14 protein-coding genes are annotated in these 15145 nt (G+C 72.4%); 4 read left to right on the top strand and 10 right to left on the bottom strand.

Annotation, left to right across the window (positions count from 1 at the left end; translation table 11 throughout):
• Nucleotides 1-98: 98 nt before the first annotated feature.
• Nucleotides 99-707: a hypothetical protein gene (locus VET29_RS11935; protein ID WP_324919151.1), complete on the top strand. Its 609-nt coding sequence runs from the start codon at nucleotides 99-101 to the stop codon at nucleotides 705-707.
• Between the two features lie 224 nt (nucleotides 708-931).
• Nucleotides 932-1588 carry a response regulator transcription factor gene (locus tag VET29_RS11930; protein WP_324919149.1) on the top strand — a complete coding sequence of 219 codons (657 nt, stop codon included), beginning with the start codon at nucleotides 932-934 and terminating at the stop codon, nucleotides 1586-1588.
• A gap of 19 nt (nucleotides 1589-1607) precedes the next feature.
• Here the strand turns inward: VET29_RS11930 and VET29_RS11925 are convergent, their stop codons facing one another.
• The 7 genes from VET29_RS11925 to VET29_RS11895 all read right to left on the bottom strand — a co-directional run bounded on the left by VET29_RS11925 (nucleotide 1608) and on the right by VET29_RS11895 (nucleotide 11704).
• Nucleotides 1608-3344 (bottom strand): GAF domain-containing sensor histidine kinase, encoded by a 1737-nt coding sequence (locus VET29_RS11925; RefSeq protein ID WP_324919147.1) that lies wholly within the window; start codon nucleotides 3342-3344, stop codon nucleotides 1608-1610.
• Between the two features lie 81 nt (nucleotides 3345-3425).
• Nucleotides 3426-4319 (bottom strand): universal stress protein, encoded by an 894-nt coding sequence (locus VET29_RS11920; protein WP_324919145.1) that lies wholly within the window; start codon nucleotides 4317-4319, stop codon nucleotides 3426-3428.
• Nucleotides 4316-4933 (bottom strand): HPP family protein, encoded by a 618-nt coding sequence (locus VET29_RS11915; protein WP_324919143.1) that lies wholly within the window; start codon nucleotides 4931-4933, stop codon nucleotides 4316-4318. The genes VET29_RS11920 and VET29_RS11915 overlap by 4 nt, the downstream gene beginning before the upstream one ends.
• A gap of 14 nt (nucleotides 4934-4947) precedes the next feature.
• Nucleotides 4948-7605 (bottom strand): GNAT family N-acetyltransferase, encoded by a 2658-nt coding sequence (locus tag VET29_RS11910; RefSeq protein WP_324919141.1) that lies wholly within the window; start codon nucleotides 7603-7605, stop codon nucleotides 4948-4950.
• Nucleotides 7602-8222, bottom strand: coding sequence for a CBS domain-containing protein (locus VET29_RS11905; protein WP_324919139.1), 621 nt, complete (start codon nucleotides 8220-8222; stop codon nucleotides 7602-7604). Before VET29_RS11905 ends, VET29_RS11910 begins: the two co-directional genes overlap by 4 nt.
• Nucleotides 8223-8401: 179 nt before the next feature.
• Nucleotides 8402-10975 carry an HAD-IC family P-type ATPase gene (locus VET29_RS11900; protein ID WP_324919137.1) on the bottom strand — a complete coding sequence of 858 codons (2574 nt, stop codon included), beginning with the start codon at nucleotides 10973-10975 and terminating at the stop codon, nucleotides 8402-8404.
• Nucleotides 10976-10978: 3 nt separating this feature from the next.
• The gene (locus tag VET29_RS11895; RefSeq protein WP_324919135.1) at nucleotides 10979-11704 is read right to left on the bottom strand and encodes a hypothetical protein; all 726 of its coding nucleotides are present in this window, start codon (nucleotides 11702-11704) and stop codon (nucleotides 10979-10981) included.
• A gap of 141 nt (nucleotides 11705-11845) precedes the next feature.
• On the opposite strand from VET29_RS11895, the gene VET29_RS11890 reads away from it, so the two are divergent.
• Entirely contained in the window at nucleotides 11846-12565 is a 720-nt protein-coding gene (locus VET29_RS11890; protein WP_324919133.1) for a CBS domain-containing protein, read from the top strand.
• Between the two features lie 170 nt (nucleotides 12566-12735).
• On the opposite strand, the gene VET29_RS11885 is transcribed toward VET29_RS11890, so the two are convergent.
• Nucleotides 12736-13218 (bottom strand): pyridoxamine 5'-phosphate oxidase family protein, encoded by a 483-nt coding sequence (locus VET29_RS11885; RefSeq protein WP_324919131.1) that lies wholly within the window; start codon nucleotides 13216-13218, stop codon nucleotides 12736-12738.
• 150 nt (nucleotides 13219-13368) lie between these two features.
• On the opposite strand from VET29_RS11885, the gene VET29_RS11880 reads away from it, so the two are divergent.
• The gene (locus VET29_RS11880) at nucleotides 13369-13611 is read left to right on the top strand and encodes an SHOCT domain-containing protein (protein ID WP_324919129.1); all 243 of its coding nucleotides are present in this window, start codon (nucleotides 13369-13371) and stop codon (nucleotides 13609-13611) included.
• Nucleotides 13612-13868: 257 nt separating this feature from the next.
• Here VET29_RS11880 and VET29_RS11875 read toward each other — a convergent pair whose 3' ends face one another.
• Together VET29_RS11875 and VET29_RS11870 are read right to left on the bottom strand one after the other, a co-directional pair.
• Entirely contained in the window at nucleotides 13869-14594 is a 726-nt protein-coding gene (locus tag VET29_RS11875) for a YceI family protein (protein ID WP_324919127.1), read from the bottom strand.
• Nucleotides 14591-15100 carry a nitroreductase/quinone reductase family protein gene (locus tag VET29_RS11870; protein WP_324919125.1) on the bottom strand — a complete coding sequence of 170 codons (510 nt, stop codon included), beginning with the start codon at nucleotides 15098-15100 and terminating at the stop codon, nucleotides 14591-14593. Before VET29_RS11870 ends, VET29_RS11875 begins: the two co-directional genes overlap by 4 nt.
• Between the last annotated feature and the right edge of the window lie 45 nt (nucleotides 15101-15145).

Genomic DNA, 15145 nt, shown 5'->3' with positions numbered 1-15145 from the left:
AGGGACCAACGCTGACGACAAGAGGGACCTTGGACTCCAGACCAGGCGGCGCCGCTGGCCAAGACTGAGATCGAACCAAACGGAAAGGGAGGCAAGCGATGTCCATCAAGGACCACCCGCAGCAGCACAGGAACACTTCGGCCCAGCCCACGCCAGCCGCGGCGACCGCACAGGGCCCCACCGCGGGTCCCTCCGCGGCCGGTCCCATCGCGGCCGTCCTGAGGATCGTCCTGGGGTTCACCTTCCTCTGGGCGTTCCTCGACAAGACCTTCGGCTGGGGTTACGCGACCCCGGACAAGGGCGCGTGGATCAACGGCGGGTCGCCGACCAAGGGCTTCCTCGGCAGCATCGACCACGGCCCGTTCGGCGCCATGTTCCGCGACTGGGCGGGCGCCGGCTTCGCGGACTGGCTGTTCATGCTCGCCCTCGTCGGTGTCGGCGTCGCACTGCTGCTCGGCATCGGGCTGCGGGTCGCCGCGGTGTCCGGCACCCTGTTGATGCTGATGATGTGGGCGGCGGAGTGGCCGCTCGCCCAGTTCAGCGACACGGGACAGCCCACCATGTCGACGAACCCGATCATCGACTACCACATCATCTACGCACTGGTGCTCATCGCCGTGGCGGCCCTCGCCGCGGGCAACACCTGGGGCCTCGGCAAGGTCTGGGGCAACCTCGACTTCGTCAAGAAGAACCCGTGGCTGCGCTGAACAGTCCGACCGACCCGTCCGGTTCCGCCGGTCACCCCCTCGGGTGGCCGGCGGAACCACGTGGTGGCCACCCGTCACCCCCGCCCGCGAGGGTGTGGAACCACCCGACAGGTTCGGCCCGTACTGTGAAAGGGACTTTCGTCCCTGGGATCTCGTGCCATGAGGACCCGGTGCCGACTTGCCCATGGGAATACCGTTGCACGAACGAAGGCGAGGAGGCGGCGATGACCGTTCGGGTGATGCTGGTCGACGACCACGAGATCGTGCGCAGGGGTATCGCCGACCTGATCGGCACCGCTGAGGACCTCGAGGTCGTCGGCGAGGCGTCCGGGGTCGCCGAGGCACTGGCCAGGGCGCCCCAGATCAACCCGGACGTCGCGGTGCTGGACGTGCGCATGCCCGACGGCAACGGCATCGAGCTGTGCCGCGACCTCAAGTCGGCGATGCCGGACCTGAACTGCCTGATGCTCACCTCCTACGCCGACGACGACGCCCTGTTCGACGCGATCATGGCCGGCGCGTCGGGGTTCGTGCTCAAGCAGGTGCTGGGCCTGGACCTGCTCAACGCCATCCGCACGGTCGGTGCGGGCGGCTCGCTGCTCGACCCGAGAACGACCGCGGCCCTGCTCAACCGCATCCGCCTGGAACGCGAGGACCAGAACCCGCTCAACAAGCTCACCGAGCAGGAGCGTGCGGTGTTCGACCTCATCGGCGAGGGCATGACCAACCGCCAGATCGGCGAGAAGCTCTTCCTCGCCGAGAAGACCATCAAGAACTACGTCTCCCACCTGCTCAACAAGCTCGGCATGCAGCGCCGCACCCAGGCCGCCGCGCTCGCCGCGGAGCTGCGTACCCGCAGGACCGAACAGCACGACATGTGAGCCGGCTCTGACCTCGTCCTCAGGGCAGGGGACGTACGGGCAGCGGCACCCGCCACACCAGGCGGGTACCACCCTTCGGGTTGGGCGAGACCGAGATCGTGCCGCCGCACTCCGCGGCGCGCCGGTCCAGGTTGAGCAGGCCGCTGCGGCCCACGTCGGCGGGCATGCCGATGCCGTTGTCGGTCACGTCGATGACCAGGTCGGCGCCCGCCTCCACCGTGACCACGATGTCGGTGGCCTGCGCATGCCGGACGGCGTTGCTGACCCCTTCGTGCAGGACGGCCAGCGCGTGCTCGGCCACCGACGGCGGGACACGTGTGTCGACCGCGCCCGAGATGCGCACCGCGGGCGACCGGTGGGTGTTCGCGCTCGCCTCCGCCACCAGGTCCAGCATCCGCCGGCGCAGGCTGGTGGGGTTCTCCTCCCCCGAGGTGTGCAGGTCGAAGATCGACGTGCGGATCTCCCGCATCGTGTCGTCCAGCTGACCGACCACGGCGTTGACCCGGCCGCGTGCCTCGGCGTCGGTGATCCGCCCGACGACGGCCTGCAGGCTCATCCCGGACGCGAAGAGCCGCTGGATGACGTGGTCGTGCAGGTCGCCGGCGATGCGGTCCCGGTCGGCGAGCAGGTCCAGCACGCGTTGCTGGCGTTGCTTGTCCGCGAGCTCCAGCGCCAGCGCGGCCTGCGCGGCGAAGGACGCCAGCATCGGCAGCTGCTCCCCGGTGAACCGGTGACCGTCCTTGTTCCGCATCGCCAGCAGCAGGCCGGTCGCCCCGGTCGCCGGACCGAACGGCACGACGTCCGCCGGACCGAACTCGCCGAACAGGTCGGCCTCCGGGCCCAGCACCTCCGCGAAGTCGCTGTACACGGCGGGCTCCCGGTCGGTGATGACCGCCGCGATCACCGGGATGCTGGCCGACACCTCCCGGCCGATCATCTCCATGCCCCGCGGTCCCGCGCCGGCCTCCACGCGCAGCATGTCCTCGCCGTCGACGGCGAGCAGGATCAGCGCGATGTCCGAGCCGGACAGCTCGCACGTGCGGCGCGCGATCAGGTCGAACGCCTCCGCGCGTTCCGCACCGCCCAGCAGCAGCGAGTTCACCTCGCCGGAGGCGTGCTGCCAGCGTTCCCGCCGCCGGGCCTGTTCGAACAGGCGGGCGTTCTCGATCGCGACGCCGGCGGCGGCCGCGAGGGCCTCCAGCACCACGACGTCGTCGTCGTTGAACTCGGCCTCGCCCTTCTTCTCCGTGAGGTAGAGGTTGCCGAAGATCTCGTCCCGCACCCGCACCGGCGTACCCAGGAAGCTGCGCATCGGCGGGTGGTTGGGTGGGAAGCCGACCGACGACGGATGGTCGGCCAGGTCCGGCAGGCGGATCGGGAACGGGTGCGCGATGAGGTGCCCCAGCAGGCCCTTGCCCTCCGGCAGGTGCCCCATCTTCGCCCGGGTCTGCGGGTCGACGCCGACGTAGACGAACTCCGAGAGGCCCTCGTCGCCCAGCACACCGAGCGCGCCGTACCGGGCGTCCACGAGCTCGACCGCCGTCTCCACGATCCGCTGCAACGTCCCCGCCAGCTCCAGGCCGGCGCCGACCGCGACCACGGCGTCGAGCAGGCCCTGCAGCCGGTCCCGGGTCTTGCTGATCTCGCTCAGCCGGTCCTGCAGCTCGGCGAGCAGCTCGTCCAGCCGAAGCCCGGCCAGCGACACGCCCACCGACGACCGTCTCGAACCGACCCCGTCAGCGGCGTCCGGCATCATGTCTGCTCCGCTCTCGCAACCGATACCCCGACTCGACGGACGATTGACGAGATCAGCTTATCCAGCGACCGCCATCCGGTCCTAGGGCTGTTCGTCCTGGGGCGCGGCGGTCGGGACGACGGCCACCGGGCAGGGTGCGTGGTGGAGCAGGTGCTGGCTGGTCGAGCCAAGCAGCAACCCTCGGAAACCGCCGCGTCCCCGGGTGCCGACCACGAGGAGCTGGGCGTGCTCGGCGTGCCGCAGCAACGCCTTGGCCGCACGTTCCCTGCTGACGTGACGGCTGACCGGCACGTCAGGGTACTTCTCCTGCCAGCCGGCCAGCCGCTCGCCGAGGACCTCCTCGGCCTCCTGCGCCAGTGGGGCGAAGTCCAGCGCCGTCGCACCACCCGCGAACGCCGCTTCCAGGATCAGGTCGGTCCACGTGTGCACGGCGACCAGGTCGGTGCCGAGTGTGGACGCCTGGGCGAAGGCGAACGCGATCGCGGCCTCCCCCACCGGTGTGCCGTCCACGCCGACGACGACCGGGCCCGTGCCCGTGTCGGCACCCCGGACGACCACGACCGGGCAGTGCGCGTGCGCGGCCACCTCGACCGCCGTCGAGCCGATGACGAGTCCGGTGAAGCCGCCGAGACCTCGGGTGCCGAGCACGACCAGGGCCGCGTGTGCCGACTCCTTCAGCAGTACCGGCACGGACCCGGCCTTCACCTCGACCAGCTCGACGGCCAGCCCCGGGACGGTCTCCTCGGCCGCCTTCCGAGCCTCGTCGAGCCAGGTCCTGCCCTGCGCCACGACCGCCTCGTGCAGGGCGTGCCAGTCGACGAACCCGGGCGCGTACCCGACGGGGATGCCGAACGCGTGCACCAGTCGCAGCCCGGCATGACGCCGCCGGGCCTCGAGTGCCGCCCACCGCACGGCGTGCAGCGCGGACTCCGAACCGTCCACCCCGGCCACGACCGGGGTGTTCACCCCGCTCATCGGTCGTCCTCGTCACGGGCGGCGAACGCGGTGGCACGGACGACGCCGGGCACGGCCTCGGCGAGCACGGTGGCCACGTGGCGGTCGGTCTCGTCGTCGAACTGGTCGCCGATGGCGACGATGCCGTCGTGCACCTCGACCTGCCAGCGGCGGTCGCCGCCGTAGACCGCCAGGCGGTGCCGGACGTCGTCGGCGATCGTGTGGTCGTCGCGGGCGATGACCCGGACGATGTCGCGGCGGGTCACGATGCCGACCACCCGCGAGCCGTCCACGATCGGCATGCTGCGGTAGCCCGCGTCCAGCAGTGCCTTGGCCAGCACCGCCACGTCCGTGCCGGGGCTCATGGCGACGACCGCGGTGGTCATCACCTCGCCGACCGTCGTGGTGGCCACGGTCGGCAGCTCCTCGCCGGGGTGGCACAGTGCCCTCGGGTCGCGCGGGACGCGGTCCCGCACCAGGTCGGCCTCGGTGGCGATGCCGACCAGCCGGTCGTCACCGTCGACCACCGGCAGCGCGGTGAAGCCGTTGCCGGCGAGCACCGCGGCGGCCTCCTTGACCGGTGTCTCCGGCCGTGCCGTGGTCACCGGGGTGGTCATGATGTCGCGTGCACGCATCGAAATCTCTCCTTCTAGGCGCGTAGCCGGCGCAGGAACGGGTCTGCCGGGTCGCGGGGTACGAGCCGCACCCGCGCGTCCAGCACCTGGCAGCCGTCCTGGCGGACGACGACCGGGTTGAGGTCGAGCTCGACGACCTCGGGGATGGTCTCGGCGAGGTGGCTCACCCGGGTGAGGATGTCGACGAGCTCCTCGGTGGGCAGCGCGCCGTCGCCGGCGAACAGGGCTTTCGAGGACCGCAGCCCACCCACCATGTACCCGGCGTCGCGGCCGGACAGCGGGGTGAGGCGGGCGACGCGGTCGGCGATGAGGTCGGTGTCGGTGCCGCCGAGGCCGAACAGGACGAGCGGGCCGAACACCTCGTCGGAGTCGACGCCGACGATCAGCTCGCGGCCGGGGGCGGCCATGGGTTGGAGCAGCACACCCTGCATGGCGCCGCCGAAGCGGTCGCGGAAGGTCGCGATGGTGGTCCGCAGCTGTTCCTCGGTCGCCACGTTCAGCACCACGCCGCCGGCCCGGGCCTTGTGCAGCACGCCGGCCGCGACGACCTTGACCACGACCGGGCCGCCCAGATCCGCCAGTGCCCGCACGGCGGTCTCGGTGTCGCGGGCCAGGACCGAGCGCACGGCGGGGATGCCGAAGAGGTCCAGGAACCGCATCGTCGTGTCGGGCGGCAGCCAGCCGCCGCGCGGCTCGGCACGCAGGAACTCCGCCACGAGGGCGTGCGCCCGGTCGAGCTGGAGGTCGCCGGGGTCGACCGCCGCGCCGGCGGGTTGCCGGCGCCACCGGGCATAGGTGGCGATCCGGCCGAGCGCGGCCGCGGCCGCGGCGGGGTCGGCGAAGCTCGCCGTCGCGGGCGTCCCGTCGCCGAGTCCGGTCACCGAGGCGAGCTGCCCCGGCCGGACCACGAGGACGGTCTTGCGCCGGGCTCGCGCGAGCGCGGCGCTCGCCGTCACCGGATCCGCCAGGGCGGTCGGCACGCCGGCGGCGAGCACGGCGTCGATGGTGTCGTCGGCGAGCAGGACCTCGAGGCAGGCGCCGAAGGTGGCCGCGTCGATCCCGGCCGTGGTGTCGATGGGGTTGTCCACCGTGGCCTGTGCCGGGAGCAGCGCGGCGAGCTTCGCCCGGGTGGCCGCGCCGAGCGACGGCACGACGAGTCCGTTGTGGACACAGGCGTCGGCGGCCAGCACCCCGGCGCCACCCGCGTTGGACAGGATCGCGACCCGGTTGCCGGCCGGCAGCGGCTGCCACGCGAGCGCGGCGAGCACGTCGGTGACCTCGCTGACGGTGTCGACCGCGATGACGCCGGCCTGCTCGAACAACGCGTCCCTGGTCACGGCCGGCGTCGCGGCGGCGGCCGTGTGCGAGGCCGCGGCGCGCTGGGCGACGTCACTCTCGGCGGACCGGACCGCGATGACCGGCTTGGTGCGGGCGAGGCCGCGGGCGAGCCGGCTGAACTTGCGTGGGTTGCCGAACGACTCCAGGTACAGCACCGCGGCCGCGGTGTGCTCGTCGTGCCGCCACCACAGCAGCATGTCGTTGCCGCTGACGTCGTACTTGTCGCCGGTGGACACCATGGTCGAGACGCCGAGACCCAACTGGCGCAACAACTCGACCAACGCGATGCCCACGCCACCCGACTGCGTCACGATCCCCACGTCGCCAACCGGGATGTCCCCCCTGGTGAACGTGGCGTCCAAACCGGCCGCCGTGTTGACCACGCCGACGCAGTTCGGCCCCACGAGCCGCATGCCGTGCCGCCGCACCGACGCCAGCACCTTCGTGGCGAGGTCGGTGCCCGACAGTCCGGCCGAGATCACGACGACGGCGGGGATCCCCTCCCGGCCGCACTCCTCGACGGCGTCCGGCACCGACTCCGCCGGCACACAGATCACGGCCAGCTCCGGGGTCTCCGTCAGCTCCTCGATGGAGGGCCGGCACGGGACTCCCGCGATCTCCTCGGCGTGCGGGTTCACCGCGGTGAGCCGGCCGGTGAAGCCGCCGTCCAGCAGGTTTCTCAGCACCGCGTGCCCGACCGAACCGGGCCGGCGACCGGCGCCGACCACGACGATCGACGCGGGCCGCAGGACCTTCGCCAGGCTCGCGACGTCGGCCACCCGGTCCCGCTCGTCGACCGCCGCCGCGAACGTCTCGTCCTCGGTCAGGGAGATCTCCACGTGCCGTTCGGGTCCGTCGGTCGTGATCCGGTACGGCATGCCGGCGTCGATGAAAACCCGGATCATCCTGCTGTTCTCGGCGAGCACCTCGGCCACGAACCGGGTCACGCCGCGGTGCCGGGCCATCGAGCCCAGGTGTTCGAGCAGCAACGTGCCGAGCCCGCGCGCCTGCACCGTGCCGTCGACGACGAGCGCGACCTCGGCGGTCGTGCCGGCCGGCCTCGCCTCGTAGTGCGCGATCCCCGCGAGCCGCTCGCCCAGCCAGGCGCCGATGGCGGCGTGCTCTCCGTCGGCCGCGCGGGTGATCCGCTGGGTGATGGTGTGCAGCATCGAGGTCCCGGTGCCGAAGAAGCGCAGGTACCTGTCGTGGTCGGACAGTCGCGTGTGGAGGGACAGCACCTCGGCGGCGTCCCCGGGGCCGATGGCGCGGATGGTGACGACCCGGCCGTCGGCCAGCAGCGCACGGACGCCCTGGGCGCCGATCGCGGCGGTCATCGGGTGGTCCCGCCGGCAGGTGGCCGCGTGCCGTCGTCGAAGACGTACCCGAGCCGGTTCCGTACCTCCACCACGCCGGGCACCGTCCGGACCCGCTCGTCGAGCGCGGCCCTGCCGCTGCGCCACTCGACGCGCCCCAGCAGCAGGACGACCCCGGCACGCACGCTCACCGACAGCGGCGGTTGGTCCGCGAGAGCCAGCTCGACGTCCTCCCGGATCGCGTCGTCGTCGCGCAGGTAGGTGGTGAGCAGGTCGCGCCGCGACACCACGCCGACGAGCCGGCCGTGCTCGGTGACGTACAGCCGCCGCACGCCGGGCTCGGTCAGCAGCCGGGCCGCCGCCGGCAGCGGCGTGTCCTCGGCGACGGTGTGCGGACGACGGTCCATCACGTCCCGCGCGGTCACCCCGGCGCCTTCGCGGCCACCGATCAGGTCGCCCTCGGACACCGCACCGACCAACCGCCCGTCCCGGTCGACGACCGGCACCGCGCCGATGGCGTCGCGCGACAGCAGCGCCGCCACGGTCGCGAACGGCGCGCCGGCCCGAACCGACACCGGGCACCGGGTCATCACGGTCCCGACGGTCATCGCCGGTATCCCGGTCGTCACCGCGTTCATCACGCCTCCTCGAGCGTAGATCTCTCTGACACCAGCTTCGCCGTGCGGCGGTCCCGTGATCAGAGGCGGAGGCACCCCCGAGCCCGTCGAAGGTCCCGAGACAGGTCCTCGTCGGGTCGGGACCTTCGGCCGTGTCGCCGTGCGGCACCGCGTGGTGCGCGGGGTCCCGCCACGGCCGTTCAGCGGCGCGCGCCCGGCCCGACCATCTTGTCGACCTCGACCACCGCGAAGGCCACGACGGCGGCGGCGCCGGCGAACAGCCACGAGTGGAGACCGACGGGAGCGGTGTGGAACAGCGAGTTCATCGCGGGCAGGTAGGTGATGAGCAGCTGCAGCCCCGCGGTGAGACCGATGCCGAGCACGAGCATCGGGTTGCGGCCGAGCCGGGCGCCGAGTACCGGACGGTCGAGTGCGCGGCAGCTGAACAGGTAGGCGATCTGCACGCACACGAACACGTTCACCGCCGTGGTCCTGGCCTGTGCCACCGACCCGCCGGCCGCGACCTCCCAGTGGAACGCGACGAACGACGCCACCACGAGCAGTGCGCCGACCATCCCGATCTGCCACAGCAGCGTCCTGGTCAGCAGGGGTTGGTCCGGTGGCCTCGGCGGTCGCGTCATGATGCCGTTCTCCTTGGGCTCGAACGCCATCGTCAGCCCGAGGAACACCGCGGTGGTCATGTTGATCCACAGGATCTGCACCGGCACGATCGGCAACGTCGCGCCGACGAGCACCGCGGCGAGGATCACCAGGCCCTCGCCGATGTTCGTGGGCACCGTCCACGCGATGAAGCGGCGCAGGTTGTCGAACACGCCGCGGCCTTCCTCGACGGCGGCCTCGATCGTGGCGAAGTCGTCGTCGAGCAGGACCATGTCCGCCGCGCCCCGCGCGGCGTCGGTGCCGCCGGCTCCCATGGCCACGCCGATGTCCGCGCGGCGCAGGGCGGGTGCGTCGTTGACCCCGTCACCGGTCATGGCGACCACGTGACCCGCGTCCTGCAGGGCCTTGACCAGGTCGAGCTTCTGTTCCGGTGACACCCGCGCGAACACGTCCGCCTCGATGGGACTTCCGCCCAGCCGCGCGAGCTCCGCGCCGGTGAGCACCGTGGCCCCGGCGGCGGAGTCGACGACGCCGACAGCCGCCGCGATCGCCCGTGCCGTGTCGGCGTGGTCGCCGGTGATCATCTTGACCTGGACACCGGCCGCCCGGCACGCCGCGACCGCCCGTACGGCCTGCGCCCGCGGAGGGTCGTGCATGGCCTGCAGCCCGAGGAAAGTCCCCTGTGGACTGTCCAGTTGGGCCTCGAGGGGCGCGGCCGTCGGGGTGAACGTGGCGAACGCCAGCACCCGCAGGCCGTCGGCGGTGAACGCGTGCTGGTCCCCCAGCACCGCCTCGGCATCCACCCCGGCGCAGCGCGCGAGCACCTCCTCCACCCCGCCCTTGAGGTAGCCGACGCGAGTGCCGTCCGGACGCCGGTGCACGGTCGCCATCAACCGCCGGGCCGACTCGAACGGCACCACGTCCACCCGCGGGAGCTCCTCGCGCAGCGCACCGGGGTCCAGCCCGGCGGCCCGCGCGGCGGCGACCAGCGCGGTCTCGGTCGGATCTCCCTCGACCACCCACTCGTCGCCCGCACGGCGCAGGGTGGCGTCGTTGCACAGCGTTCCCGCGACCAGGCAGTCACGCTCGCCCGCCGCCGGCACCACGGCGGTGACGGTCATGCGGTTGGCGGTGAGCGTGCCGGTCTTGTCGGTACAGATCACGGTCGTGCCGCCCAGGGTCTCCACGGCGGGCAGGTGCCGGACCACCGCCTTGCGGCGGGACATCCGCACCACACCGATCGCGAGCACGATCGACACCGCGGCCGGCAGTCCCTCCGGGATCGCACCCACCGCGAGCGCCACGACCGCCGTGAACGCCTCGGCCACCGCCATGCCCCGCACCAACCCGACCACGAACACGACCGCGGCCACCACGACGATCACCACGGACAGCTCGCGGGCGAACCCGGCGAGCTTGCGGGTCAACGGGGTCGCCACGGCCTCGGTGCCCGCCACCAGCCGATCGATGACACCGAGCTGGGTCGCGTCGCCGGTCGCGACCACCACCGCCCGCGCCGACCCCCGGCTCACCACCGTGCCGGCGTGCGCCATGTTCACCCGGTCGGCCAGCCCGGTCGACGCCGGCAGCGTCCCGGTCCCCTTCACCACCGGCAGCGACTCCCCGGTCAGCACGGACTCGTCGACCTCGAAGGCCCGCGCATCGACCAGCCGCACGTCCGCCGGCACCTGGTCGCCCGCGGCGAGCAACACGACGTCCCCGGGCACCAGCCCGGCGGCCGGCACCCGGCGCGGCTCGCCGTCGCGGACGACGGTCGCCTCGGCGGGCACCATGCGCGACAACGCGTCCAGCGCGTTCCGCGCCCGCGACTCCTGCACGTACCCGATCACCGCGTTCAGCGCGACGACACCGGCGATCACCCCGGCGTCCACGAACCCGCCGAACGCCGCGGTGACCACACCGGCGGCCAGCAACACGTAGATGAGCGGGTTGTTCAGCTGGGCGAACACCCGCCGCACCCAGCCCGGGCCGTCCTCCCGGGTGATGACGTTCGGCCCGAACCGCCGCAGCCGGGCGGCGGCCTCGGCTTCGGCGAGGCCACCGCTCGCCGAGACACCGAACCGATCCGCCAGCTCCACAGTGGACAGGCTGTGCGCGATGCCGGTCTCCGGCGAGGTGTCGATCCCAGCCATGTGCTACCGCCAGTTCCAGAGGACCGCGTGCATGTCCGTCCCGTCGTTGTCGACGCAGACGACGCCACTGTCGTTGATGCCGGTCGCCGTGTTCCAACCGCCGACGGGCCCGCCGAGGTACGACACGGTCCCGGCGCGGTCCCACAACACGGCCACGGAGTACCGCGGGACGTTGGGCATGTGCCAACCATCGTCGGAGGTGCCGGCGACGGTGCCGCTGCTGTTCATCGCGCTCGCCCAGGTGTGGAAATTGTACCCGCCACCAAGGACGGTCGCGCGTCCGTGACTGTCCCACCGGATCGGGTGATCCACCATCATCTCGTTCGTCGAGCCCTGGCCGAGGAGCACACCGCTGTCGTTCAGCTCGACGGGTCGGTACGACGTGAAGTTGGGCGGCGGTGGCAGCACGGTGACGCTGCCGAGGCCCAGCCGGCTCCAGCTGACGGTCTGGTCGTCCCGTACGCCCAGGATCGTTCCCGCGTTGTCGATGCCCACCGCCTGGCTGGTGGCCGTGCTGAACGGGTCCCAGCGCACCGGCGTGCCGTCGGACGTGCCGAGCACCACGCCGTAGTTGTCGATGTCCACCGCCTGGGTGCGCAGGGAGCCGGGAACCCCTTGCAGCACAACCGATCCCGGCACTTCGTTCGGTGCCGCGACGGCGTGGGGAGCCCCGGCCGCCGCCAGCGCGGTGACGGCCGCGACCATCAGGACGGTCCGATACCCACTCATCTCCGCCTCCTCGTCCATCCCGCCAGCCTCGCCGACGCCACCCTGGGCAGACAGGGACGGAAGTCCCTGCGATCCCGGGCCAACGGACCGCAGCGCCACGGACGCCGTGAACGCAGGCTGTAGGTGGCGAAGGAGGTCTCGATGAGCCACCAGAAGGTCAGGAACGTAATGAGCACGGACGTCGCCACGGTCCGTGCGGACACGCCGTTCAAGGACGTGGCACGCATACTGTCCCAGCGGGACGTGAGCGCGCTTCCGGTCGTCGACCCGGACGGGCACGGGCTGGGCGTGGTGTCCGAGGGCGACCTGCTGGTCAAGCAGGGCACACAGGAGATCCAGTACTCCCGGTCGCTGTGGGACTGGTGGCGCGACCGGGTCAACCACCGCCGCGCGTCCGCGACAACGGCCCGCCAGCTGATGACCACGCCGGCGATCACCGTCAGCGCCAGGTGCACTGTGGCCGGTGCCGCCCGCACCATGACCGAGCACGGCGTCAAGCGCCTCCCGGTCGTCGACGACGACGGGAAGCTGGTGGGCATCGTCAGCCGCAGGGACGTGCTGACCGTGTTCCTCCGCAAGGACGAGGACATCCGCCACGACATCGTCGAACGGGTCTTCGAGCACGGCATCGGCGTGGCCGTCAACCCGGCCACGGTCACCGTCGACGTCCGTGCGGGCGAGGTCGTCATCGCCGGCGAACTCGAACTGAGGAGCCAGCTCTCCCTGGTCGAGGACATGGTCGGTCACATCGACGGCGTGGTCGACGTCACGGTGTCGATGACCTACCGCCACGACGACACCCACACCCGCATGCCCGAGGCCATGACGGTCGACATCACCCAGCCCCCGCGCGTGCGGTGAGAGACGCCGGGTGGGCCGGGGGTGGGCATCCACCGGTGGCGGTTCGGCATCACCTGAGGCCGACGCGGACACCGGAGGGCCCACCCCCGGCGTCCGCGTACCGACCGGGAGGGCTCCGGCCAAGCTCGAGCCCCCGGTCGGTGGCGACGCCGGGCTTGCGCGTGCGGAGCTCACTCCCCCACCGGGACGCGGCCCCGCGCGGTGTCCGGCGTCCGCATGCCGAGCAGCGACACCCCGATGCCGTACAACAGGAACTCGCCTTCCGGCACGATCTCGACGAGCGCGCACTCCTCGCGTCGCTCCGGTGGCACAAGCGACGCCAACCGGGCGGGCACCTGGCCGCCCGCCCGAACAGTGGCCATGCCGTGGAAGCTGATGGTGGCCGGCGGAATCGGGGCCAGTGACGCGAGAAGACCGCCACGCCGCACGGGCACCGTCACCGCGACGCGCCCGTTCGCCCGCAGGTGACGTGCCTTCCAGCTGTCGGTGCCGACCACCACGTACAGCCGCCGGCCCGCGACGGAGTACAGCACCCCGCTCGACCGTGGCGCACCGGTGGCGGTGACCTCGCTGACGACCGCGAACGTCGCCCTCGCGAGCCGCCGCCAGACCTGCTCGGTGGTCACGGCGTCGTGGGCCCGTGTCTCAACCATGACGTCCTCCTCCTCATCCGTCACCACCCTCCGCGCGGGAGACCGGCCGCGAGTAGAGCAGTCGGACACCGCATACGGGGTCGGAGGTCCCTACCGCCGCGGACACGCGCCGAGGACGGTGAAGACACGGAGAAACCCGAGGAGGTCCCGATGATGTCCTGGTACGACCACGGGATGAACGGCTGGGGCTACGCGTTCACGTTCCTGGTCACGGCCCTGGTGGTCGCCGGCGTCGTGTTGCTGGTCCGCCATCTGGTCGGTGACCAGCGCACACCGAGCGACACGAGGCCCCAACAGATCCTGGCCGAACGCTTCGCCCGCGGCGAGATCGACGAGCAGGAGTACCGGACCCGGCTCACCACCCTGCGTGGCAACCCCCCGACACGGGCGTGAGTGCCGGGCCGGATCGTGCCGGTGGACGAGGCCACCGAGCACGTTCTTGGCCACGCCGAGCGCGTGGCTCACCCATGCTCCGCGGCCGGCCCTTGCTCACGCACGGCGACCGCCCAGCCACCGGCCCGGTCGGCCGGTGGCTGGGCGGGATCCGTCGGTGGCGGGACGACGTGGTGTGCTGGTCGCCGCCGACGTCGTGCGGAGTCCTGGCGGAGCGGGACGGAACCGGACCACACCGAGGACCCGGGGCCTGTCGGTCAGTTCCGCTCGAGGACCAGGAGGAACTCGGCGGTGCCGTGGTCGGCGAGGGAGCCGAGTGGTCCGTACCCCTCCGGGTTGGGAATGTCCCAGTCGGTGAACGCGACGGGTAACGAGCCCGCCGCGCGGAGCAGGGCGCCGTCGCGGTGGGCGGTGAGCGCGATGGTCACGGGGTGGGTTCGGCCGCGCAGGGTCAGCTCGGCCCGTGCGGTCGTCGTGACGGCGGTCCCGGATTCGATGGCCGGGTCGAGGTCCAGCGGCTCGGTGAGGGTGATGGTGGCGTCGGGGTGGTGGCGGGTGTCGAGGCTGATCGCCACCTGTGGCGTCCTCCGCCCGTCCGGCGAGCCGTCGTCGGTGAGTGCGGTGAGGTCGACGGTGAAGGTCGCGGTGGGGATCGTGGTCGCGGTGGTGGTCACCCGTCCTGTCACGGAGTGCGTGCGTTGCACGACGTCGCCGCTGGCGAACAGGACGGTCTGCCTGATGCGGAGTCCGGCCGCGGAGCCGTCGGTGACCGCCCAGGTGCCGGCGAGCGGACCGGTGGGTCGCCCGGCCGCCGCGGGCAGTGCGAGGGGCGCGGGAACCGGCGCGTTCGAGACGTAGACCTGGACCGCCACCACGACGAGCACGATGACGGCGCCGAGGGCGATGAGCGTCCAGCGAAGCCAGTGGCGCCGGCGGTGCCGTGGGACGGGCGCGGCGGGGTTCGTGGTCGTGTCGGTGTTCACGTCGAGGCCTCCTCGGTGAGGTGCCGCCGGTCGGCGGCGGGGGGATCGACCCGGAAGACCGGGTAGTGCGCCGCGATGGCGGCGAAGTCGGCCAGTGGCGCGTGCCGGTCGACCGGGATGTGCGGGCGCGCGCCGGGCACGGTGGCGAGGTAGCGCCGCAGGATCGGTGCCCGTTCGGCCACCGGGATTTCGGTCAGCTGGCAGGGCCGGCGCCGGCCGCGAAACAGGACGGCCCGGCCGTGCGCGGCGCGGACGTTGCCGACCCAGTTGCTCCGCTCGCCGAGCATCGGCACCAGGTACCAGTGGTCGTGCCAGTCGGCCATGCCGAGCGGGAACGCGCGTGTCCGGCCGGAGCGGCGGCCACGCACCTCCAGGGTGACCCATCGCCGGGGCTGCAACCCCAGCGCGAACACCACCGACCAGAACCGGGCGAACCCGCGCGCGGCGGGTCCCGCCCGGCCACCCGCGTACATCGCCCGCAACCGTTCCGCTGAGTACGGCCACATCTCGCCTCCTCGACTCGTGGTTCCCTACACTCGAAGGATCCGAGA

The organism is Actinophytocola sp. (genome assembly GCF_035634895.1).
Classification (GTDB): domain Bacteria; phylum Actinomycetota; class Actinomycetes; order Mycobacteriales; family Pseudonocardiaceae; genus Actinophytocola.
The sequence above is the reverse complement of the archived record's forward strand: the minus strand, read 5'-3'. Positions and strand labels throughout refer to the sequence as shown.

Coding starts and splice junctions, on each gene's coding strand:
- VET29_RS11935 (WP_324919151.1), top strand. CDS start 99: ATGTCCATCAAGGACCACCCGCAGCAGCACAGGAACACTTCGGCCCAG.
- VET29_RS11930 (WP_324919149.1), top strand. CDS start 932: ATGACCGTTCGGGTGATGCTGGTCGACGACCACGAGATCGTGCGCAGG.
- VET29_RS11925 (WP_324919147.1), bottom strand. CDS start 3,344: ATGATGCCGGACGCCGCTGACGGGGTCGGTTCGAGACGGTCGTCGGTG.
- VET29_RS11920 (WP_324919145.1), bottom strand. CDS start 4,319: ATGAGCGGGGTGAACACCCCGGTCGTGGCCGGGGTGGACGGTTCGGAG.
- VET29_RS11915 (WP_324919143.1), bottom strand. CDS start 4,933: ATGCGTGCACGCGACATCATGACCACCCCGGTGACCACGGCACGGCCG.
- VET29_RS11910 (WP_324919141.1), bottom strand. CDS start 7,605: ATGACCGCCGCGATCGGCGCCCAGGGCGTCCGTGCGCTGCTGGCCGAC.
- VET29_RS11905 (WP_324919139.1), bottom strand. CDS start 8,222: ATGAACGCGGTGACGACCGGGATACCGGCGATGACCGTCGGGACCGTG.
- VET29_RS11900 (WP_324919137.1), bottom strand. CDS start 10,975: ATGGCTGGGATCGACACCTCGCCGGAGACCGGCATCGCGCACAGCCTG.
- VET29_RS11895 (WP_324919135.1), bottom strand. CDS start 11,704: ATGAGTGGGTATCGGACCGTCCTGATGGTCGCGGCCGTCACCGCGCTG.
- VET29_RS11890 (WP_324919133.1), top strand. CDS start 11,846: ATGAGCCACCAGAAGGTCAGGAACGTAATGAGCACGGACGTCGCCACG.
- VET29_RS11885 (WP_324919131.1), bottom strand. CDS start 13,218: ATGGTTGAGACACGGGCCCACGACGCCGTGACCACCGAGCAGGTCTGG.
- VET29_RS11880 (WP_324919129.1), top strand. CDS start 13,369: ATGATGTCCTGGTACGACCACGGGATGAACGGCTGGGGCTACGCGTTC.
- VET29_RS11870 (WP_324919125.1), bottom strand. CDS start 15,100: ATGTGGCCGTACTCAGCGGAACGGTTGCGGGCGATGTACGCGGGTGGC.